Annotated in this window: 19 protein-coding genes; 11 read left to right on the top strand and 8 right to left on the bottom strand. The window is 52.2% G+C overall.

Going from position 1 to position 20,251, the window contains the following annotated elements; translation table 11 throughout:
- Positions 1-97 precede the first annotated feature (97 nt).
- Positions 98-634, bottom strand: a complete 537-nt coding sequence (locus ACO0LH_RS07960) for a Spy/CpxP family protein refolding chaperone (RefSeq protein WP_422940496.1) — start codon at positions 632-634, stop codon at positions 98-100.
- 389 nt (positions 635-1,023) lie between these two features.
- Here ACO0LH_RS07960 and ACO0LH_RS07955 point away from each other — a divergent pair, with 389 nt between their 5' ends.
- The 3 genes from ACO0LH_RS07955 (at position 1,024) to ACO0LH_RS07945 (ending at position 3,859) form a co-directional block, all read left to right on the top strand.
- Positions 1,024-1,752, top strand: a complete 729-nt coding sequence (locus tag ACO0LH_RS07955) for a response regulator (protein WP_422940495.1) — start codon at positions 1,024-1,026, stop codon at positions 1,750-1,752.
- Positions 1,749-3,095, top strand: coding sequence for an ATP-binding protein (locus tag ACO0LH_RS07950; RefSeq protein WP_422940494.1), 1,347 nt, complete (start codon positions 1,749-1,751; stop codon positions 3,093-3,095). The genes ACO0LH_RS07955 and ACO0LH_RS07950 overlap by 4 nt, the downstream gene beginning before the upstream one ends.
- Before the next feature lie 296 nt (positions 3,096-3,391).
- Positions 3,392-3,859: a DUF2721 domain-containing protein gene (locus tag ACO0LH_RS07945; protein WP_422940583.1), complete on the top strand. Its 468-nt coding sequence runs from the start codon at positions 3,392-3,394 to the stop codon at positions 3,857-3,859.
- 109 nt (positions 3,860-3,968) lie between these two features.
- Here the strand turns inward: ACO0LH_RS07945 and ACO0LH_RS07940 are convergent, their stop codons facing one another.
- Positions 3,969-5,390: a hypothetical protein gene (locus ACO0LH_RS07940; protein WP_422940493.1), complete on the bottom strand. Its 1,422-nt coding sequence runs from the start codon at positions 5,388-5,390 to the stop codon at positions 3,969-3,971.
- A 258-nt stretch (positions 5,391-5,648) separates the two neighbouring features.
- Between ACO0LH_RS07940 and ACO0LH_RS07935 the strand changes: the two genes are divergently transcribed.
- Complete coding sequence (locus ACO0LH_RS07935; RefSeq protein WP_422940492.1) at positions 5,649-7,310, top strand: long-chain fatty acid--CoA ligase; 1,662 nt, start codon at positions 5,649-5,651, stop codon at positions 7,308-7,310.
- Between the two features lie 230 nt (positions 7,311-7,540).
- On the opposite strand, the gene ACO0LH_RS07930 is transcribed toward ACO0LH_RS07935, so the two are convergent.
- On the bottom strand, positions 7,541-8,095 hold the full coding sequence (locus ACO0LH_RS07930; RefSeq protein WP_422940491.1) for a PaaI family thioesterase: 555 nt from the start codon (positions 8,093-8,095) through the stop codon (positions 7,541-7,543).
- A complete protein-coding gene (locus tag ACO0LH_RS07925; protein ID WP_422940490.1) occupies positions 8,095-8,547 on the bottom strand; it encodes a PaaI family thioesterase in 453 nt (150 codons plus the stop codon). Before ACO0LH_RS07925 ends, ACO0LH_RS07930 begins: the two co-directional genes overlap by 1 nt.
- Positions 8,548-8,651: 104 nt before the next feature.
- On the opposite strand from ACO0LH_RS07925, the gene ACO0LH_RS07920 reads away from it, so the two are divergent.
- Positions 8,652-9,677 carry a GlxA family transcriptional regulator gene (locus ACO0LH_RS07920; RefSeq protein ID WP_422940489.1) on the top strand — a complete coding sequence of 342 codons (1,026 nt, stop codon included), beginning with the start codon at positions 8,652-8,654 and terminating at the stop codon, positions 9,675-9,677.
- Here ACO0LH_RS07920 and ACO0LH_RS07915 read toward each other — a convergent pair.
- Positions 9,674-10,402, bottom strand: a complete 729-nt coding sequence (locus ACO0LH_RS07915; RefSeq protein WP_422940488.1) for a glycine-rich domain-containing protein — start codon at positions 10,400-10,402, stop codon at positions 9,674-9,676. The genes ACO0LH_RS07920 and ACO0LH_RS07915 overlap by 4 nt on opposite strands.
- Positions 10,403-10,688: 286 nt before the next feature.
- Between ACO0LH_RS07915 and ACO0LH_RS07910 the strand changes: the two genes are divergently transcribed.
- From ACO0LH_RS07910 to ACO0LH_RS07890, 5 genes are all read left to right on the top strand, one after another.
- Positions 10,689-12,371, top strand: coding sequence for a methyl-accepting chemotaxis protein (locus ACO0LH_RS07910; protein WP_422940487.1), 1,683 nt, complete (start codon positions 10,689-10,691; stop codon positions 12,369-12,371).
- Positions 12,372-12,422: 51 nt separating this feature from the next.
- Positions 12,423-13,301 (top strand): HDOD domain-containing protein, encoded by an 879-nt coding sequence (locus tag ACO0LH_RS07905; protein ID WP_422940486.1) that lies wholly within the window; start codon positions 12,423-12,425, stop codon positions 13,299-13,301.
- A 163-nt stretch (positions 13,302-13,464) separates the two neighbouring features.
- Complete coding sequence (locus ACO0LH_RS07900; protein WP_422940485.1) at positions 13,465-14,445, top strand: MBL fold metallo-hydrolase; 981 nt, start codon at positions 13,465-13,467, stop codon at positions 14,443-14,445.
- A 79-nt stretch (positions 14,446-14,524) separates the two neighbouring features.
- Entirely contained in the window at positions 14,525-15,769 is a 1,245-nt protein-coding gene (locus ACO0LH_RS07895) for a cytochrome P450 (RefSeq protein WP_422940484.1), read from the top strand.
- A 40-nt stretch (positions 15,770-15,809) separates the two neighbouring features.
- A complete protein-coding gene (locus ACO0LH_RS07890; RefSeq protein ID WP_422940483.1) occupies positions 15,810-16,976 on the top strand; it encodes an ABC transporter substrate-binding protein in 1,167 nt (388 codons plus the stop codon).
- Between the two features lie 67 nt (positions 16,977-17,043).
- Here the strand turns inward: ACO0LH_RS07890 and ACO0LH_RS07885 are convergent, their stop codons facing one another.
- Both ACO0LH_RS07885 and ACO0LH_RS07880 read right to left on the bottom strand, forming a co-directional pair.
- Entirely contained in the window at positions 17,044-17,361 is a 318-nt protein-coding gene (locus ACO0LH_RS07885) for a DMT family transporter (RefSeq protein ID WP_422940482.1), read from the bottom strand.
- A 263-nt stretch (positions 17,362-17,624) separates the two neighbouring features.
- On the bottom strand, positions 17,625-17,837 hold the full coding sequence (locus ACO0LH_RS07880) for a SlyX family protein (protein WP_422940481.1): 213 nt from the start codon (positions 17,835-17,837) through the stop codon (positions 17,625-17,627).
- Positions 17,838-17,936: 99 nt separating this feature from the next.
- Here ACO0LH_RS07880 and ACO0LH_RS07875 point away from each other — a divergent pair, with 99 nt between their 5' ends.
- Positions 17,937-19,382: a glycoside hydrolase family 18 protein gene (locus ACO0LH_RS07875; protein WP_422940480.1), complete on the top strand. Its 1,446-nt coding sequence runs from the start codon at positions 17,937-17,939 to the stop codon at positions 19,380-19,382.
- Positions 19,383-19,390: 8 nt separating this feature from the next.
- Here the strand turns inward: ACO0LH_RS07875 and ACO0LH_RS07870 are convergent, their stop codons facing one another.
- Positions 19,391-20,212: an NIPSNAP family protein gene (locus ACO0LH_RS07870; RefSeq protein WP_422940479.1), complete on the bottom strand. Its 822-nt coding sequence runs from the start codon at positions 20,210-20,212 to the stop codon at positions 19,391-19,393.
- Positions 20,213-20,251 lie beyond the last annotated feature (39 nt).

Genomic DNA, 20,251 nt, shown 5'->3' with positions numbered 1-20,251 from the left:
AGCAGGAAAGCAGAAAAAAAGCGTATGTGTTTTGGCACATACGCTTTTTTCTGGCAGCGGTTTAGAGCTGCCCGGAGATTGTTTTAATCAATCACTCTCAGTTTTTCTTGTCCGCCATAGGAGGACGGTCGCCGCCTTTTGGCATGTTTGGGCCACGGCCGTGTTCACCCATGCTTTCACGCATATGCATGGCCATGCGACGATGGCTTTCGTCGAAAATCTTTTGTTGATCCGGTGTCAGTACGGCATAAAAGGTTTTTAGAGCGGCCAGACGATTTTGCATCTTTGCCAAATGTTCTTTCATCTTTTCCAGGCTTTTTTCCATGCGTTCCGGCGTGGTCAATTTTTCCATGGCCTTATGGTCAGGACGTGCTGGCATGGCAGCGGGGGTCATGGCATCAATAAAAGTTTTCCACGCAGGTTCTTGAGCCGCCGTGATTTTCAACTTATCATGCAATTCAGCCTGATGCTTGGCAATGCGCTCTTTCATTTTTTCTGCCCATTTGGCAGGATCGCCTGGCTGGCCATGGGCTGAGGCAGAAGCTGGCGCAGCGCTTTGTGCCAAAGCACTACCCGCGATTCCCATCGTCATCACCGTCAAACCGATAAACAATTTTTTTTGTAAGGTATTCATAATTTTCTCTTTCTGAACAGACTGAAAATGCTCAAATTCTGCGAATGGAACAAGGCAAAATGTGAGCTAACCTGACTGTGACGTATTACATTCAGAACTCAGGCAAAATGCTTACTGAAGCAGGGTATGACAAATACACCCTGTTATTGAGCAAACTCAAAGTAAAGCAATTCAACTGAATCCCGGCATTGCTGCCTCAGACATGGAGCGTATCTTGCTGCACGGATGTAACTATGAAATGTCGATCTGCGCCGGCTTTGTATCGACGTGTAACAAGTGGCGAATGGGGTACGATGGTATGTTACGCACTGTTTCCTCGTCGGTTTATCATAACAAGCCGATACAAAATCATCGTCTCTATCGCATTGACCAGGCTCATAATGAAAAACATGGATACACCAAATAAAATTCTCATTGTTGATGATGACCGCGACATCCGTAATCTGCTGGCCGACTATCTCGACAATAACGGTTACAGCACCGTCACCGCTGCCGAGGGCAATGCCATGTGGGCAGCCCTGCAAAACCAGCAGGTAGATTTGATCGTACTCGACCTGAACTTGCCAGGTGAAGATGGTCTGACCTTATGCCGTACTCTGCGCAGCAAATCAAGCTTGCCAGTCATCATGCTGACTGCCCGTGGCGAACCACTTGACCGCATACTCGGCCTGGAAATGGGTGCAGATGATTACCTGCCTAAACCTTTCGAACCCCGTGAATTGCTGGCGCGCATACGCAGTGTGTTGCGGCGCACCCAGACCAATCTCACTTCACATACTGGCGAGGCACTGCAAAAACTGAAGTTTGCCGACTGGACGCTGGATCTGACTGCACGCCATCTGGTCAGCCCGGACGGGATGGTAGTGTCCTTGTCGGGCGCCGAATTCCGCATGCTCAATATTTTCCTTGAACATCCAAACCGCGTGTTGAACCGTGACCAGTTGCTCAATATGACCCACGGGCGCGATGCTGATCCGTTTGACCGGTCCATCGATATCCAGATCAGCCGCTTGCGGCAAAAATTGCGCGAAGATGCGCGCTCACCCCAAATCATTAAAACTGTCAGGAACGGCGGTTATGTGCTGGCCGTGACTGTCACGGTGGAGCAGGAAGAATGAAAATTTTAGCGTCCATGTGGGGCAGGGTATTTGCCATCCTTTTGCTGGGAGTGATCGCTTCGGCAGTATTGACCTGGTCACTGGCTTTTGGCGAACGGCAAAAGACCATTTCACAATATCGTGACTCACATGCCGTTGAACGTGCAGAACAACTGGTACTGGCGCTGGATGCACTGCCTGTTGCCAACCGGGAAACCTTTCTGGCAACAGCCCCCCGGCTGGGTCTGAAAGTTGCCACACTTCCATCAGAAACCACAGACCAGGCACCGCGCTCGGAATATGCAGCAGCTGTCAGTGAGCGTCTGGGCAAGACTTTCCGCGTGATGTCGCTGGCCCAGGACCCCGAATCCTGCCCGCGCCTGCCACAAAATGCGCAAACCAACCGACTTCCCTGTGAAGCACTGGGTATTACTCTGCATGATGGTACTGCCCTGCGCCTGACGGTACTGCCACCACGCAACCCGGCACCACCTTTGCGTGCGGATTTTATCCAGTATTTCTTTTTGTTCATGGCCAGTATTGCCGTACTGGCGTATCTGATTTCACGCATGACCATGCGTCCCTTGCAGCAAATGGCGCAAGCAGCAACTGACCTGGGACAAGATATCAACCGCCCGCCTTTGCCTGAAAAAGGGGCGACTGAAATTTTGCAGGCCACCCGTGCCTTTAATGCCATGCAGGCACGCATACGCCAGCACATCTCGCAGCGCACCCATATGCTGGCGGCGATTACCCATGATTTGCAAACCCCTTTGACACGTTTGCGCCTGCGTCTGGAAAAAGTCAAGGATGAAGAATTGCGCGATAAGCTGATCGACGATTTGTCGGGCATGCAAATGATGATACGCGAAGGCCTGGACCTGGCCCGCAGCATGGATAGCAACGAACCCTTGAGGCCACTTGATCTTGATTCCTTGCTTGACAGTGTGTGTGCAGACGCGGCCGATGCCGGGCAAAATGTCAGTTTTGAGGGCAAACCAGGTGTTACCGTCATGGCCAGGCCACAGGCATTACGCCGCTGTCTGACCAATCTGATCGATAATGCCGTCAAATACGGCCATTACGCTACCGTCAGCCTGGTGGCGGGTAAGGAAGCCGCCAGTGATGTCCTGTATGTCCTGATACGTGATGGCGGTAGCGGCATACCGGCAGAATTGCAAAGCAAGGTATTCGAACCCTTCTTTCGCATAGAAACCTCCCGTTCCAGAGAATCCGGCGGTACCGGCCTGGGCCTGACGATTGCACAAAATATCGCCCAGCAACATGGCGGCAAGCTGCAATTGACCAACTTGACCGAGGGCGGGCTGGAAGTGCGGCTGACTTTGCCTTTGCAACTGGCCTGATAACAAAGCACGCGTGTATGGACAGGCCGGGTGCGCTTGTCCATGCACTCCTATACGCAATATCCCCATCTCTGTTCAACTTCGTACTGCGTCTGTCATACCCGCCGTCTGATTAAAAAAACATTGCAACTGCAAGTTTATCGACTCATCACAGCCACCTGTGACACGATTTTTCCTCCATCCCTTCTTTGCAAATTCCATAATCCATGAAAATAGCTTGCACAGGCATGCATACGCGTGAACCCAAACAGCGGTAGCCACGGTAAAATCGCGAAAAAGCTCAAGGATGAAAAATGATCAACTTACAACTAGGCGATGTCAGCCATATTATCCAGCTCTCGATTGCACCGGTATTCCTGCTCACCGGCGTCGGCACCACGCTGTCTGTACTAACCAGCCGGCTGGCGCGCATCATAGACCGCTCCAGGGTGGCAGAAGAAATGCTGCATGGCAGCGGTGCAGTCGTACCTCCCGCTCCCGGCCTGGAAGAAGAACTGCATGAGCTGTATGAACGTTCACACCTGATTAACCGTGCGATCACCCTGAGCACCTGTTGCGGCCTGTTCATCTGTCTGGTGATCGCCACCCTGTTTTTGGGTGACGCTACCAGCCTGAGCCTGGATAAACTCATTGCCGCGCTGTTTGTTGCCGGCGTTTTTTCCCTGATAGGCAGCTTCATTTACTTCTTGCGTGAGATTTTCGTCGCGACAAAAACCCTGACACGCCAGCGCGAACTGGGACGACATAAAATCATCGCACGTTAATCAAACGACGATATAACTGCCACCCGGCAGTAGCGATCTACATTAAAAAGCCCGTACCAGTTTCTGAACTGGTACGGGCTTTTTGCAGGGTTCAAGCCATTTCAGGCGATTAATTGCTCTTCGGTATAGGTACTGCCTGTACCAGCACCAGGACATCAATCGCAGCCGTGCCGGGGTTGGAAACGGTAATTGGCTGATAGCTGCCACTGGCACGGAACACCATCAGCGTATCCGCACTTACGGTAGGGGCCACAAAACCGGCATTGCCCGTGGTTGAGCCTGCCAGAATGACCGGTGGGCCAGACACCTGGGTCCAGCTGTAATAGACCAGACTGGTCCCGGTATTGGAAGGTGCATCGACTTTCAGGACAACTGCGCTACCGCTGGCAACCACTTGCGTGGGCGTGTAGGACACCAGGGAGATAGGTGGCAACGGGTCGACATAAAATACCACGTCCATCGACGTAATCGGATCGGTCGAAAAGCCGCCAGGCGTAATCACTGCATTGGAGACGTTCAGCGTGAAGACGAAAGTGGTCCTGGTACTGACCAACTTGGGCAGGGCGGTGCTGGCGACACTGCTGAAGGCATTGAAGATATCCACGGCAGGGCCGGATTTTTGCTTCCAGAAATAGAAGATCACGCCGCCATCTATCAATTTGCCATTGGCATCATATTTGACGGATTTGCTGCCATCCAGGGTGACGGTCGCGCCGGCCGCCACCACGCCACCGCTATAAGAGATGGGGACTACCGTTGGCTTGATGATGGGGTTGACCACGACGGTTTGCACGGCCGTACCAAGTTTTTGCTTGTCATCGGTCACGCGGCACTGGAATTTCAACGTGGTCTGCGCCGTTACAACGGGCGCAATGAAACTGGTTGTCGCGGTATCTGTGGTTGCCAGTTTCAAGGTCGTGCCTGCGGCGTCAGTAATCACCCACTGATAGGCATAGGGATCGCCTGTGACTGCCGGAGTGCCGCCACTGCCAGCGCAGCTCAACGTCACTTTGTCCCCGGAAGTTGCAGTCACATCACCACCCGTCTTGGCGACAGGGTTAAATGTCGCCGATGCTTCTTTCTTGACCAGCAAGGTCGTCGATGCCTTGATGGTATTGCCCTTGACATCCGTACCGTTCAGGGTCAGCTTGTAGGTATAGTCTGCGGTCAATAGTGTAGGCGGTGTCACTTGCAGAATGCAACTGGCATCCGCGCCTGTGGCACTTTTTGTCATGAGCTTGCAGTCGGCATTGGTAACCGAGGTAAGTGCGTTCGCACCCAGTGTCAGCGCTTCTACCTGCCAGAACATATTGGTAATGACACCGGCAGTGCTGCTGACCTGACCATTAAAGCTCAAGGGGTCGCTGCTGATGACGGTCAATGCGTCAGGCACGGCAATTGCCATCGTACCTGTGCCACCAGTACCGCCACTGCCAGTTGTGCTGCCGCTACCGGAACTGCCACCACCACCGCAGGCCGCCAGTGCCAGGCTGAAAAACACGATCAAGGCTAGTCTGATTTGCTGAAACACGCTGACTCCGTTGGATGGGTAGGAATAAAATGAGGAAATTACCATCATTGTAGCGTCATGCAGGCAATTGCAATACCCACGCTGGATTTGTTGACAAAAAGTTTCATCTTGCAGGTTTTAGAACGACCGTGCAAAAATAGCTTAGATGTGGCACTCTAATATCAACAGAGCAAAAGCAAAATAATTCCCGCAGGCAAAACCAGACTGCCGGATATTGGACTTGGGCCCGGATAAAAAATCACACGCAGGAGACACCTGATGAATACTTTGCACTATGCCCACTGGCCGCAAGGCTTGCCCCACCATCTGATCGCGCCTGAGGCCAGCGTCTATACCAATTTGCAGGTATCGGCCTTACGTTTCCCCGACAAACCTGCCATTATCTTTTACGACTCGGTCATCACTTACCGGCAATTACATGAAGAAGTGCTGGCACTGACTGGCTATTTGCAACAGGTTTGTGGTGTTAAAAAGGGCGACAGGGTCTTGCTGAACATGCAAAACAGCCCGCAATTTGTCATCGGTTTTTATGCCATCATGCGTGCCGACGCGATGGTAGTACCGGTCAATCCGATGTTGATGACGGACGAACTCGCGCATTACATCAGTGACAGTGGCGCCAGAACTGCTCTGGTATCACAAGAGATTTTTTCACGCCTGCAACCACTGGTAGGCAGCAGCATATTGCAAAACGCGATAGTGGCTACTTACTCTGATCATTTGACTGTAGCAACCAGCCTGGCCATCCCCGACTTCGTCAAGGCCGAACGGCAGGTGCCGGAACAGGCGGGCGTCATCAGCTGGCAGGCAGCCATCAAGGCTGCTCACCAGCCACGCACTCACGAAGCTGGTCCAGACGACCTGGCCTGCATGCCCTATACCTCTGGTACGACAGGCAAACCCAAGGGCTGCATACATAATCACCGTTCGGTCATGTTCAACATCGTTGGCAGCCCGACCTGGTCCGGTGCCATCGTGGCCACCCATGTGGCGCTCGCCGTGTTGCCGTTCTTTCATGTCACCGGCATGCAGTCCGTCATGAATGCCATGATCTATTGCGGCGGCACGCTGGTTATCCTGCCGCGCTGGGACAAGGATGTTGCCGGACAGTTGATTACCCGCTACGCCGTCAGCAACTGGACCCTGGTACCATCGATGATGATAGACTTTTTGTCGAATCCGAGACTGGCTGAATATGATATTTCCAGGCTGACACGGGTATCCGGTGGTGGGGCAGCCATGCCAGCTGCGATCGCACAAAAACTGCTGGAACTGTCAGGACAGGTGTACATGGAAGGCTATGGCCTGTCTGAAACCATGGCCCCATCGCATTTGAATCCACCCCAGCGCATGAAGCAGCAATGCCTGGGCATGCCTTACTTCAATGTCGATTCACGCATCGTTGATCCGACCACTTTGCAAGAAGTGAAGCAGGGCGAGACAGGTGAAATCTGGATACACGGCCCGCAAGTCTTCCAGGGTTACTGGAATGATCCGCAAAAAACCGCCGATGCCTTTGCTGAACTCAACGGCAAACAATTCTTCCGCTCTGGCGATCTGGGCTACATGGACCCCGAAGGCTTCTTCTTTTTTACTGACCGCTTAAAACGCATGATCAACGCCAGTGGCTTCAAGGTCTGGCCTGCTGAAGTCGAATCCATGATGTATCAACACCCGGCTATCCAGGAATGCTGCATCATCGCCGCCCACGACGCCTACCGCGGAGAAACTGTCAAAGCCGTGGTCGTCAGAAAACCTGGCAATGACGTGACTGCGGAAGACATCATGACCTGGGCGCATGAAAAAATGGCTGCTTACAAGGTACCCAAGTTTGTGGAGTTTGTGGATAGTCTGCCGAAGTCAGGAACGGGGAAAGTAATGTGGAGAACCTTGCAGGAGAAGGAAGCGGCTAAAAAATAGGGTGGTCAATCAACAACAAAAACCCATCCGTATCTCAAGCTTCTCCACCGCACCTGCAAGCGGTTTAGAGATTCGTGGCACAAAGCTGCGCTTTGCAATTTTCCACGAATCTCCTTGAAGGAGAAGGAGCAAGATCTGTACAACTAACAGCATTAGCAACAATAACCAAGCTGGATAAACGTAAGCTCAGACCAGCGTCTTGGGCTTGAAGACAGGCTTATCAAGCCCTATCAAGGCAAAGGAAAAATCAAACAAGTCGTCGTTGCATGCGCATAAATCTTCCCCGCTGCATCAACAATACGGCCTTCGGCCGTTCCCACCTGTTTGCCTACCTGTATGACTTTGCCTTCTGCGCGCACTGGCCCGGTCCTGGCGTTCATCGCACGTATCAGGTTCACCTTGATTTCCAGCGTGGTATAGCCAACGCCGGCAGGCAGCATCGATTGCACGGCACAACCAACGGCAGAATCCAGCAGAGTGCAGAAGTAACCGCCATGCACGCTGCCCAGCGGGTTGTAATGTTGCAAACCCGGCGTACCCTGAAAGACGATACGGCCAGGCTCCCCTTCTACCGGGATGAAATCCAGGGTCTTGCCTATGTGGGCGACCGGGTATTTCCCTTCGAGAATGCCACGCAGAAAATCGATGCCGCTGACGGCTTTCAATTGCTCCAGACCCAGCACCCCGGGTTCTGCCATACGGGCGCGGACTGCGGCTTCCTGTTCCTGCCATTGTTTCAAGACTGCAGTTGCGTCACCTTTTGCGTCACTCTTTACATCACTCATCATGCGTCCTTCCGGGGGAATAAAATCATTTGCGTACAACGGAACAGGGCAATGGTTTTACCCTGATAGCTGACTACGGCATCCCAGACCTGGGTAGTGCGACCCATGTGTACACCTGTCGCCACAACACTGATGGTGCCTTCCCGGGCCGTGCCCAGATGATTGGATTTCAGTTCTATGGTCGTAAAACTTTGCGCGCCTTCCGGCAGGCTGGCAACACAGCCATAGCCACAGGCGGTATCGGCCAGGGTAACCACGCTGCCTGCATGCAGATACCCGTTGGGGGCCAGCAAGTGGGGCAAGACCGGCAATTCTGCGGTGACTTTGCCTTTTTCTACGGTCAGGATGTTGATGCCTAAATGACCAGGTAAAAATTTGGCACCAAACTGGTTCAGGCGTTGTGCCTGTTCTTGTACTGCTACCGTGTTAGTGGCGGTATCTGCTGAGGTCATCATTTTTCCTTTGCGCATGTAAACTACTCATCGGCTACATTGTAGTTATTGCAGGAAAGTGCTGACAGTGTCAGTATTGACTCTTTTAATGCAGATTACGACAAATGGCGCATATCGAAGTCTGGCTCTACCCTCAATGCATGGCATCTGCGGTCACTGGCCCGCTGGATGTGTTTGCTGTTGCCAATGCGATCTGGTCGTTCAAGAACGTGGATGAAGTAGATCCCCTGTTCACCTGGACTACCCATTCCATGGATGGCAAGCCTGTCATGACACCTGCCAAAGTCAGCCTGAATGCGGACGCCACCATCAGGGCTGACAGCAAGGCGGACATCATTTTATTACCCGGCCTGTATATCGAACAGGGCATCACTGGCCTGGCGAGCGGCATGCATGCCATGCGGGATTTGTTCCCTATATTGCGCGCCAGGCATGCGCAAGGCTGTGTGCTGGCGGCAAATTGCAGCGCCACGTTTTTGCTGGCCGAAGCAGGCTTGCTCAATGGTGGTCATGCAACGACCACTTGGTGGCTGGAAAGGGCATTCAAAACCCGTTACCCTGAAGTCAGCCTGCGCCTGTCTGAGGTGCTGGATGAATATGAAAATATCCTGACCAGCGGTGCAGCCACCAGCTTTCTCAATCTTGCCTATCATCTGGTAGAACGCTTTGGTGGCCAGGATATTGCCAGTGGCGTCGCCAAAACCTTGCTTATCGATGCCAACCGCACTTCGCAAATGCCGTATATGCAAATGCTGAGCCTGACCCAGCAAGACACCCATCAGCATGAAAACATCCTAGTGCAGCGTGCACAAAAATGGCTAAGCCTGAATCATCACCTGCCCTTCCGTCTGCCAGCGCTGGCTGACCATCTGGCGGTCAGTGAGCGTACTGTGATACGGCATTTCCATCAGACGCTTGATACCACACCAGCCAGTTATGCCCAGCAAGTCAAGATGGATATCGCCAAACGCCTGCTGGAGACCACCACACTGGGTCTGGAGCAAGTGGCAGAGCGCACTGGCTATAGTGACCCCAGTTCTTTCCGCCGCCTGTTCAAGCGGCATACGGGTTTGTCACCTGCTGCGTATCGTGAACAATTTCGCCCATCACGCCGTGTGGTGACGACTTAATCTCCACCTCCGCCACAGCCGCCACCACAACCACCACTGCATCCTGAACTGTCCCCGCCGCCACTGTCACTACTGCTATCGGCACTGCAACCGGCAGCACCGTCGCTGGCGTGATGGCTAAAGCCGTGAGACACATCGCTGCTGTCGCCGCCATAAAAATCCCCACCACAATACACAGTGCCATCGCCATTTTTGCGCAGGGCACTGCAATCAGGTTCATAGCGAAAACCATCGGCGATATTCCATTTGCTGTCGAGCGCAAACAGCAAAGGCAAGCGGGTAGCGCGACGCGGATTGATATTTTCTTCCAGGCAGGCAAACCACCATGTACGGCGCAAGCCATCATTACTGCGCTGGCTGGCACCCAATATCGCAGCCGGTGTGTGATGCATATAACGGCCAAACGCTTTTTTACAAAACTGCTCGTAGTTTTTTGTATAGAGAATAAACTCATGCCACATATCATCGACCACCTGCGAAGGCATGGAAATATGTTTGAAACCTGACTTCAGATACACCAGGAAAAATTGACGCATGGCGCGCGCCACCAATTGCTGGTCTTTCAAGCACAAATCCGGACGTTGTTTGTGGAAACGTTCCAACAAACCAGGTGGAAACATATAGCTGCGGATATAGTCAGCCTGAGCAGCCCGGTGCCAGCGCAACCACAACCAAAATACACTCACTGAGAGCAGCAATACGAAGATGGATAGAATGATGGGCATGACAATACTTACTTTCTCCGAATGGGATTTAACAATAGTTTTCTATAAATCCTTGTTGCAGCACAGTAATTTCATCATAGATCAGCTTTGCGCTCAGGCAATTTTGGCATAGTATGGAGACAAAGCCCGCGATGTAAAACAGTTTGCCTGAAAGCAAGCCCGAAGCTTATTCACCGTTACGCAGACATACCGGATTTTCTCTTCCCCAGACTCTGATATGTTGATTTTTGAAAAATATTTTTTTCTTATCTTGTAGCCTACGAAACTTCTCTCTGGGAGATTCACTATGAATTTGCGTAACTTGCGCATAGGAACCCGACTTGCTGTTGGTTTTGGCGTGATTTTAGCCACGCTGGTGCTTATCCTGATCATTGACAGTATCTTCAGCGCCAGCAACCGCAAGCAGATGGTGGCAGGGCTGGAATTGTCACACAGCAAAACCGAGCTGGCAGCAACCATGAAGAGCAGCATGCTCGAAGGCGGCATTGCCATTCGCAACATCGGCTTGCAAAGTGATATCGCTGAAATTGACAAGCAAAAAGCAGTTTCCAAAAAACAGCAGGCACGCTTTGCAGAAGCACGCGACAAACTGGTAGCGCTTGGTCTGAGTGATGCAGAAAAAAAGATCATCGATTCCGTCTCTGAACTCGATAAGCAAGTCGACGTGCCAACCAAGGAAGCCATGAAAATGCTGCTGGCATTTAATGGTGAAGAAGCGGTCAAGCTGATTGCCACCAAGGTCGATCCCCTGCAACAAACTGCCTTGCTCGAAATTAACAAACTGGTGGATATTCAAGACAAGGCTGCCTCTGAATTATCAGCCATTGCTGAAAGTCGCGGCAAGCAACTGACATTTACGCTGTTCGCCATCGGTGCTGTCATTCTGTTATTTGGTGTTGGCTTCTCGGTATTCTTGACACGCAGCATCACTACCCCTTTGCGTGACGCGGTTGCCATTGCCAAACGTGTGGCTGCTGGTGAACTGTCTTTCCGTGAAACTGCTGATGGTACTGACGAGATCAGTGAGTTGCTGAACGCACTGAAAGAAATGAACGACAACCTGCACAATATCGTCAGTGAAGTCCGGCAGGGCACTGATGCCATCGCCATTGCTGCGGGTGAAATTTCTTCCGGCAATGCTGATCTGTCGTCACGCACAGAAACCCAGGCAGGTGCCCTTGAAGAAACGGCCAGTTCCATGGAAGAAATCACGGCCACGGTCAGGCATAACGCAGACAATGCGCGTCAGGCCAATGGACTGGTCACGTCAGCATCCAATTTTGCCGTCAAGGGCGGTGAAGAAGTTGGCAAGGTCGTGCACACCATGAACTCGATCAAAGAGAGTTCACGCAAAATTGTCGATATCATCAGTGTCATTGATGGCATCGCCTTCCAGACCAATATCCTGGCGTTGAATGCGGCGGTAGAAGCCGCCCGTGCCGGTGAACAGGGGCGTGGTTTTGCCGTAGTCGCATCGGAAGTCAGAAATCTGGCGCAACGCAGCGCCAGTGCCGCCAAGGAAATTAAAACCCTGATTGGTGATTCGGTAGAAAAAGTGGATGCCGGTGGTAAGCTGGTCGATGCGGCAGGCAAAACGATGAATGAAATCGTCAGCTCGGTCAAGCATGTGGCTGAAATCATGACTGAAATTACTGCGGCTGGTCAGGAGCAAAGTTCAGGCATAGAAGAAGTTAATCGCGCCATTAACCAGATGGATGAAATGACGCAACAAAATGCCGCACTGGTTGAACAAGCCGCTGCCGCAGCTGAAAGTATGGAAGAACAGGCCGGCAACCTGGCCCGTACCGTATCGGCTTTCAAACTGGATGCCTCCATCAGACAAGCAAGCAGCAATGCCAGACGCGTTCATGTTGTAAGAGCAACAGAAAGCCGCGAAGATAATGAACCCTCCATGATTATGGCAACTGCTGGTAAACTAGTGAGGGCACTGGGTTTCAACAAAAATTAAGCGGGATGCTGGTCGGGGGCAGGCAAGCGGCCTGTTCTCTGTCAAAAAATTATGAATAAGTCGGAAGCACTACAAAGTATCGTCGCACAAGCCAGCAAAGGCGATTTGGTTTTTCCGACCAATGTCAATGCTTCACTAAAGATACAACAAGCTCTGGATGACCCCGATTGCGGCATAGAAACTGCCGCCAAGCTGGTCATGACCGAACCCCTGATGGCTGCCCGCGTGGTAGCCATTGCCAATTCCGTCGCCTACAACCGCTTTGGCGGCGGCGTCACCAACATCCGCACCGCCATTACCATATTGGGTTTTAATACCCTGCGCTCTGTCACAGCTGCGGTTGTCATGCGCCAACTGAGCGCTGCCGTCTCTGACCCCGCCATACGCGCGCGCATGGAAAGTTTGTGGCGGCATTCTGCCTATGTAGCAGCACTGGCTCACCTGATCGCCCGCAAAGTCAGCAAGGTCGATGCAGAAACGGCCCTCTTTGCCGGTATCGTGCATGAAGTCGGTGGGTTTTATTTGCTGTCACGTGCCCAGGAATTCCCGTCCTTGCTGGAAATCGACTATCAGCCTGATACCCCGGCAAATGCCGCCAGACCGGTCAGCAAAGACCCGCTGGCAGAAACAGATGAGACTTTTATCGGCCGTGCCGTACTGAACAAGCTGCTGGTACCAAAACGCGTCGTCACTGCCGTAGAAGCCCTATGGTATGGGATGCGTGTCATGCCGCCAGAAACCCTGGGCGACACCCTGCTGCTGGCAAATGAACTGGCTGCCATTCCTTCCCCATTGGATACCAGGTCACCAGAAAGCATACGTCAGGCTGCATCGGAAATCGATTTTTCCGTCGGCGAAGGTACACTGCACTCCATCCTTACCGAATCGGCGGAAGAAGTCGCTTCACTGACCGCCACCTTGATCAGCTAGCTTTTTCTGCTGACAACAAGTTTTTCAAAATTTCGGCATAATGCAAGGCTGTATTTATGCATTTGCTATCGCCACGCCTGTGCGTTCTGCATGGGCCTGACTGCCCGAATGCGATTGTTGATTTTTTTACTCCAGCCATCCCGTCACTCAAAAAGGATACATCATGCAATTGACACGCTTGTTACGCTCCAGCCTCTTTTCCAGCGCCATGATGGCGGCTATCGCAACACTTGGATTTGCGACTGAAAGTGCCTATGCGGCAGCACCGATGGCAAAAACCAATGCGCCAGGTTTTTACCGCAGCATGCTGGGCGATTTCGAAATCACTGTTTTATCCGACGGCACGGTTGCTTTGCCAGTCGATAAAATCCTGACCAATACCACACCAGAAAAAGTCGGCAAGGCATTAGCCAAATACCATCAGCAAGCGCCCCTGGCAACTTCGGTCAATGGCTTTTTGATCAATACCGGCAGCAAACTGATTTTGATTGATAGCGGTGCCGGTGTTTTCTTCGGCCCTACGCTTGGCAAATTGCAGGCCAACCTGAAGGCCTCTGGTTACTTGCCAGAACAGGTCGACGAAATTTATATCACCCACATGCATGCCGACCATATCGGTGGCCTGGTCGATGGTGATAAGGCTGCCTTCCCGAATGCCATTGTGCGCATAGACCAGCATGACACCGATTACTGGTTAAGCCAGGCCAATCTGGACAAAGCTACGGGCGACGCCAAAGGCAGTTTTGAAAAATCCATCGCCATCCTGAAACCCTATGTACAGGCAGGCAAGCTGAAACCGTTTGAAGGCGATACTGAACTGGCGCCGGGCATCAAGGCTGTGGCCAGCCATGGTCACACGCCTGGGCACAGCATCTACAAGATTGAAAGCAAAGGCCAGACGCTGGTCTTGTGGGGTGATCTGATGCACGTCGCCGCAGTTCAGTTTGAAGATCCGTCCGTCACCATACAGTTTGACAGTGACAGCAAGGCTGCTTATGCCCAAAGGCAAAAAGCCTATGCCGATGCAGCGCAACATGGGTATATGGTGGGTGCCGCCCATCTGTCATTCCCTGGCATAGGCTATGTACGCAAAGAGGGCAAAGGCTATGCCTGGACACCAGTGAATTATTCGCCACTGCCATGATCTGAATTGTCATCCGCATGATTGACAGCACCCGGCAAATCGGACACAGTGCATCTTCTGTCCTTTGCCGGGCTTTTCCATGAATCCTGAGTATCAAAATACTGTTGCATCAGCTCCGCTGATCACGGATGACTTTGATCTGCGACACCTGCCTGCTGACTTCTACACCAACCCCTACCCCTACTACCACGCCATGCGTGAGCAAACCCCGGTGCGCCTGATGCCCGACGGTTCTTACCTGCTGACACGCTATGCCGACCTGGTCAGTGTGTATAAAGATACCGAGACTTATAGTTCCGACAAGCGGGTGGAATTCAAACCGCGATTTGGTGATTCGCTGCTCTACCAACACCACACAAACAGCCTGGTTTTCAACGACCCGCCCTTACATACGCGGGTGCGCCGCCTCATCATGGGTGGTTTGACACCGCGTGCCATGGCCGATACGGAGCCCGGTCTGATCAGGCTGGTCGATGGCCTGCTCGACCAGATGGCAGACAAGGCTGAAGTTGATCTCATCAGCGATTTTGCCTCAGCCATACCGGTAGAAATCATTGGCAACCTGCTGGCGGTACCGCATGATGAACGCGAACCCTTGCGTGAGTGGTCTCTGGCGATACTGGGGGCGCTGGAACCGGCGATCACGCCAGAGTTTTTTGCCCATGCGAACCACTGCCTGGCTGAATTTCTCGACTACCTGAAAGCACTGGTCGCCCAGCGCCGCCTCCATCCGGGTGACCCCAAGACCGATATGCTGACACGCCTGATTGAGGGTGAAGCCGATGGCGAAAAACTGACAGAAACCGAATTGCTGCAAAACTGTGTTTTCCTGCTCAATGCAGGTCATGAAACCACCACCAACCTGATCGGCAACGGCCTGGTAGCGCTACAGGAATGGCCAGACCAGAAAGCACGCCTCATCGCTGAGCCAACCCTGATCAATACCGCCATCGAAGAATTTTTGCGCTTTGAAAGTTCCAACCAGTTGGGCAATCGCATCAGCACTGTCGCCAGCAGGATAGGTAATACCGATATCGCCGCCGGCAGCCGTATCAGCCTGTGCATAGGAGCAGCCAATCGCGACCCCCTGCAATTTGCCAACCCCGACACCCTTGATATCAGCCGCCACCCCAACCGCCACCTGGCGTTTGCGTCTGGCATACACCAATGCGCGGGCATGTTTCTGGCAAGGCTGGAGGGCAGGGTTGCCATTTCACGCTTGCTGGCGCGCTTTCCTGAATACCGGTTAACAGCTGCACTTGTGCGAGGTGGACGTGCGCGCTTTCGCGGGTTTTTATCGGTACCTTGTCAGCTGAAAAATTGAATTCCTGATTATTTCATCCCATAACAAAAACGGAGACCCTATGAAAAAAAACAGCCACAACCAACTTGGCCTGCTCGCCCTGGGCGCTGGCCTGCTATGCAGCAGCCTGACGGCACAGGCACAGATTAAAATTGGCGTCACCATTTCATCGACCGGGCCGGCAGCATCGCTGGGGATACCAGAGAAAAATGCGATTGCCATGCTGCCCAAAGAAATCGCCGGCAAGAAAGTCGATTACATCATCCTTGATGATGCGTCTGACACCACGCAAACTGTCACCAATACCCGCAAACTGATCTCTGAAGAAAAGGTGGATGCGATTATCGGTTCCACCACCACGCCAAATTCCCTCGCCATGCTGGGTGTGATTGGCGAAGGCAAGACCCCGACCATCAGCCTGGCTTCCAGCAACCGCATTATCGAACCGATGGATGCCAATAAAGCCTGGATGTTCAAGACGCCGCAAACCGATACCATGATGGCGATCGCGATTGCCGAAGACATGAGCAGGAAGGGTGTCAAGACTATGGGCTTCATCGGTTTCTCTGATGCACTGGGGGAAGCCTTTCTGGTTGAAGTCAGCAAATATGCCGAGCTAAAAAAAATCAAGGTCGTCGCCGTTGAACGTTATAGCCGCAATGACAATAGCGTGGTTGGCCAGGTCTTGAAACTGATGGCTGGCAACCCCGATGCGATTGTCGTCGGCGCATCCGGTACACCGGCTGCACTGCCGCCAAAGACGCTGGCAGAACGTGGCTACAAGGGCCGCATCTATCATAACCATGGCGTTGCCAACAGCGATTTCCTGCGAGTGTGCGGCAAGGATTGTGACGCCACCTTGCTGCCGACTGGCCCGGTCATGGTGGCAAGGCAATTGCCTGACAGCAGCCCGGTCAAAAAAGCCGCTTTGGATTTTTCCAATAAATTTGAAGCCATGTATGGTAACGGTAGTCTTGCCGCCTTTGCCTCGTATGCCTGGGATGCCGGTTTATTATTGCAGCAGGCAATACCGGTGGCCCTGAAAAAAGCCAGCCCAGGTACTGTCGAATTTCGTGCTGCATTACGCGATGCGCTGGAAGCAACGCAAGGCGTGGCAACCACCAATGGTGTGGTCAACATGAGCAAGAACGACCATCTGGGCCTGGATCAAAGGGCACGCGTGATGGTGCAGATCAAGGGCGGCAAATGGGTTTATCAGGCGGATTAACGCCTATCAGATAGGTTGACCGGGCACGGTAAGCCCGGTCAACAAAAACAGAAACTTAAAGCAACACCTAGCGCGATGCTATTTTCATCATGATGAGTCCGGTGACGATCAGTAAGGCAGCACAGATGCGGGTCAAATTCAGTTGCTCACCCAAAAATACGATGCCTGCGATAAACGCACCTATGGCACCGATGCCTGTCCAGATCATGTAGGCACTGCCAAGCGGAATAGTGCGCATGGCCAGTGCCAGCAAAACAAAGCTGATGATCATGCCGGTGATGGTGACGACAGACGGGATTAATTTTGTGAATCCCTGTGACTGCTTCATTGAGTAAGCCCAGACGACTTCAAAAACCCCCGCAATGACCAGCATTATCCAAGCCATGATGACTCTCCTTTCAAAGAGCCGGGCCGTCCCGGACATTCGTTCCCAAAACGGGGAAGGTCGTTCCTTCTGATGCATCCAATTAAATTATAACTGACCGCTCATCACTCGTTGCAGCCACTGGCACAGTGGTACGGTTGTTTCTGACCTTGTTTGACGTGTTTTTTAGCTATCCCGCTTAGGGCCTGGCAACCCGGCTTGGCTCTACGAAGAACACCCACGTTGTTAACGACAAAAATAAGCAGGAAACACTTTCATCCATCTCAATAATGCGGTGGCCTTTCATCTACTACAGCGGTCCGCTGGCTCGCGGCGACCGCCACTTCCCGCAGGCGCGCCGCAATCGCTGTACATAATGCCTCCAGCTCATCGATTTTTTTTTGCTGGCGATATACCTGGGTATTGAGGGTATCTACCAGATCATCCTGACGTGTCAGGCGTATTTCCAGATCAATCAGTCTTTCTTCTGTTGTCATGATGTCGCTTCCTTACAAGATAAGCGCACAGTATGCCATACCAGTCTGGTATCTTAGTGGACTGGTATGCCCGCCTGACAAGCTATACGGGCAAGTGGTATGACTCACTTTCGTCAAAAACAAAAACCTGTTGACCTGCCTACCCCCAGCTTGCATGCTATGAACATGAAAATCGCCTGCCTTACTCAAAAAATTTTGGTTTCATGCCTGTCCGGCACACTGGTCTTATGCTTCAATGCTGCCAGCCTGGCCAGAGATGCCAGCAAGCCCGTGGTCATGGCGTATTACGCGCTGGGCAAAGAAGATATCAATCACTACGATGACGGAAAGACCGCATTCCCTGTAGCGGCCATTACAGCAACAAAAGCACGCATGCTCACGCATTTGAATTTCTCGTTTTTGACAATCAACGAAGACGGTCAATGTGCGCTGGAAGAGGGAACCAATTTGCAGGCGGCAGGCAAAATCTTTCGTGAATTGCAAGGTCTCAAAAAATATAATGTCGATTTGCGTTTGCAGTTTTCCATAGGTGGCTGGGCGTATACCAATGATGACAGCCCTACTGTGGGGCGCTACCACACGGCAGCTGCGACGGCAGAAAATCGAAAAAAGCTGGCGCAGTCATGCGTGCACTTCATGCGTGAATATGGTTTCGATGGCCTTGATCTGGATTGGGAATATCCACGTGCAGAAGATGCACAGAATTTTGTGGCGCTGCTCAAGGAAATGCGCTTGCAACTAAAGCAGGCAGGAAAAACAAATCAGCTATCGATTGCTGTTGCTGGCGGTGCTTTCAATATGGCACGCACCTATCTGCAATTGCCGCAGATCGCCGCCCAAGTCGATTACGTCAATCTCATGAGCTATGATTTTAACGGCGCCTGGGAAAAACTGACGAACCACAATGCCCATCTGTTTGGCGAAGCGCGGGAACATATGTATGAAAACCCCTTGCGCAAGCTGGCTTTCAAACCGACCCTGACACAACAAGAGATGGAAGAGCGCTTCCCCTCACCCATGGTGCTGACGGTGGATGCGACGGTACAACAGTATCTGCATGCGGGTGTACCTGCCAGCAAGCTGGTCATGGGCCTGCCGTTTTATGGACGTGCTTACTTTCAGGTAGAAGCCGGAGAAAACCATGGCCTGTACCAAACCCATCTCACACCAGTTGGAGATGTGTATGCGGGCGACCCCGGTTTGCTGACTGGCTGCGATGCCTGCACGGCCCGCAAAGACCCCCGCACACCTGGCTACGGTGAAATCAAGAAACTGCTCGCCGCTGATCTGGGCTACCAATCTCATTTCAGCAATGAGACCAAAGTACCCTGGATTTATAACGTCGAAAAGAAAATTTTTATCAGCTATGACGATGGAAAATCCTTCGCCTATAAAATCGCCTACCTGAAAAAATATAAACTGGCAGGCGCCATGTTCTGGCATCTGGGGCAGGATGATGATGACGCTAGTCTGCTGCGCAGCTTATACAAAAATCTGCATGAAAAGACGCCAGAAATCGATCTTGCAGGCGGTGTGCATTATTAAAATGCCCGTCAGGGCAAAAGCGAACGCGATGCCGGTTCCAGCATCAATAATTCCGGCCAGCGCTGTAATGATTTATACAATTCAGTAAAAGCCTGGTCACGCCACTGCACATCCTTTGCCAGATGTGCCAGATAGTTTTCATACGCCGGGCGGTCAGCATAGGCAGCAAACCAGACAAAGACATTCACATTCTCACGCACGGGTAAACGTTCAAAGGTATTAGGACTCTTTTCTGAGACAAAACGCCCAATGACATGCGCACCATGGCGTTCAAACATGGGCATGAGTTGCTCATTGAACTTGTTGATGAAGTCAGGATTTATTTCTTGCTTGAAGTAATAAATGGTTGCCACGACAAAACCGCTACGCGGGCCAGCGTTACCAATTGCAGGTCTTATACGTGAGCCGGGTTTGAAGCCACTACCAGGCGAAGCCGGGCGCAATAACAATACGTCGTCGTTATCATACAAAGTTGCGTTGGCTTCATTGCGATATGCCTGCCAGGTCTTGCCTGAGTAGAAATCCGTCAGCGCTTGTTTACGCGCTGCCATATCGCGAAAGCCACGCAACCAGGTGTAGTGATAAGGATCGTTGACATCGCGGAACTGACCCAGCACACGTATGCCTGTTTCTTCCTGAGTTTCTATGAAGTGGTTTTCAAACAGCGAGATCAATACATCCCGCTTGCCTGGATAGGTCACATACTGGCGCAACTCTACAACATTGCAGCATTCTCTGGTGACAGCATTGCCAACTAGTTCAGCAGCACTGGACGTAGCGACCGCTCCCAATAAAGTGGCACCCATCAGGGCAATAGTAGAAGTGTTCATCGCTGTTCTCCATAACAATTTATCGCGTGATAACGCAGC

It is taken from the genome of Undibacterium sp. TJN19 (assembly GCF_049339485.1).
Taxonomy (GTDB): domain Bacteria; phylum Pseudomonadota; class Gammaproteobacteria; order Burkholderiales; family Burkholderiaceae_D; genus Undibacterium.
The sequence above is the reverse complement of the archived record's forward strand: the minus strand, read 5'-3'. Positions and strand labels throughout refer to the sequence as shown.

What these genes read in the sequence shown, in the direction of transcription:
- ACO0LH_RS07930 (WP_422940491.1), bottom strand. Translation starts at nt 8,095, where the DNA reads ATGAGTGATGTAAAGAGTGACGCAAAAGGTGACGCAACTGCAGTCTTG.
- ACO0LH_RS07935 (WP_422940492.1), top strand. Translation starts at nt 5,649, where the DNA reads ATGAATACTTTGCACTATGCCCACTGGCCGCAAGGCTTGCCCCACCAT.
- ACO0LH_RS07900 (WP_422940485.1), top strand. Translation starts at nt 13,465, where the DNA reads ATGCAATTGACACGCTTGTTACGCTCCAGCCTCTTTTCCAGCGCCATG.
- ACO0LH_RS07925 (WP_422940490.1), bottom strand. Translation starts at nt 8,547, where the DNA reads ATGACCTCAGCAGATACCGCCACTAACACGGTAGCAGTACAAGAACAG.
- ACO0LH_RS07890 (WP_422940483.1), top strand. Translation starts at nt 15,810, where the DNA reads ATGAAAAAAAACAGCCACAACCAACTTGGCCTGCTCGCCCTGGGCGCT.
- ACO0LH_RS07955 (WP_422940495.1), top strand. Translation starts at nt 1,024, where the DNA reads ATGGATACACCAAATAAAATTCTCATTGTTGATGATGACCGCGACATC.
- ACO0LH_RS07885 (WP_422940482.1), bottom strand. Translation starts at nt 17,361, where the DNA reads ATGGCTTGGATAATGCTGGTCATTGCGGGGGTTTTTGAAGTCGTCTGG.
- ACO0LH_RS07910 (WP_422940487.1), top strand. Translation starts at nt 10,689, where the DNA reads ATGAATTTGCGTAACTTGCGCATAGGAACCCGACTTGCTGTTGGTTTT.
- ACO0LH_RS07950 (WP_422940494.1), top strand. Translation starts at nt 1,749, where the DNA reads ATGAAAATTTTAGCGTCCATGTGGGGCAGGGTATTTGCCATCCTTTTG.
- ACO0LH_RS07960 (WP_422940496.1), bottom strand. Translation starts at nt 634, where the DNA reads ATGAATACCTTACAAAAAAAATTGTTTATCGGTTTGACGGTGATGACG.
- ACO0LH_RS07870 (WP_422940479.1), bottom strand. Translation starts at nt 20,212, where the DNA reads ATGAACACTTCTACTATTGCCCTGATGGGTGCCACTTTATTGGGAGCG.
- ACO0LH_RS07905 (WP_422940486.1), top strand. Translation starts at nt 12,423, where the DNA reads ATGAATAAGTCGGAAGCACTACAAAGTATCGTCGCACAAGCCAGCAAA.
- ACO0LH_RS07895 (WP_422940484.1), top strand. Translation starts at nt 14,525, where the DNA reads ATGAATCCTGAGTATCAAAATACTGTTGCATCAGCTCCGCTGATCACG.
- ACO0LH_RS07920 (WP_422940489.1), top strand. Translation starts at nt 8,652, where the DNA reads ATGGCGCATATCGAAGTCTGGCTCTACCCTCAATGCATGGCATCTGCG.
- ACO0LH_RS07880 (WP_422940481.1), bottom strand. Translation starts at nt 17,837, where the DNA reads ATGACAACAGAAGAAAGACTGATTGATCTGGAAATACGCCTGACACGT.
- ACO0LH_RS07875 (WP_422940480.1), top strand. Translation starts at nt 17,937, where the DNA reads ATGACTCACTTTCGTCAAAAACAAAAACCTGTTGACCTGCCTACCCCC.
- ACO0LH_RS07915 (WP_422940488.1), bottom strand. Translation starts at nt 10,402, where the DNA reads ATGCCCATCATTCTATCCATCTTCGTATTGCTGCTCTCAGTGAGTGTA.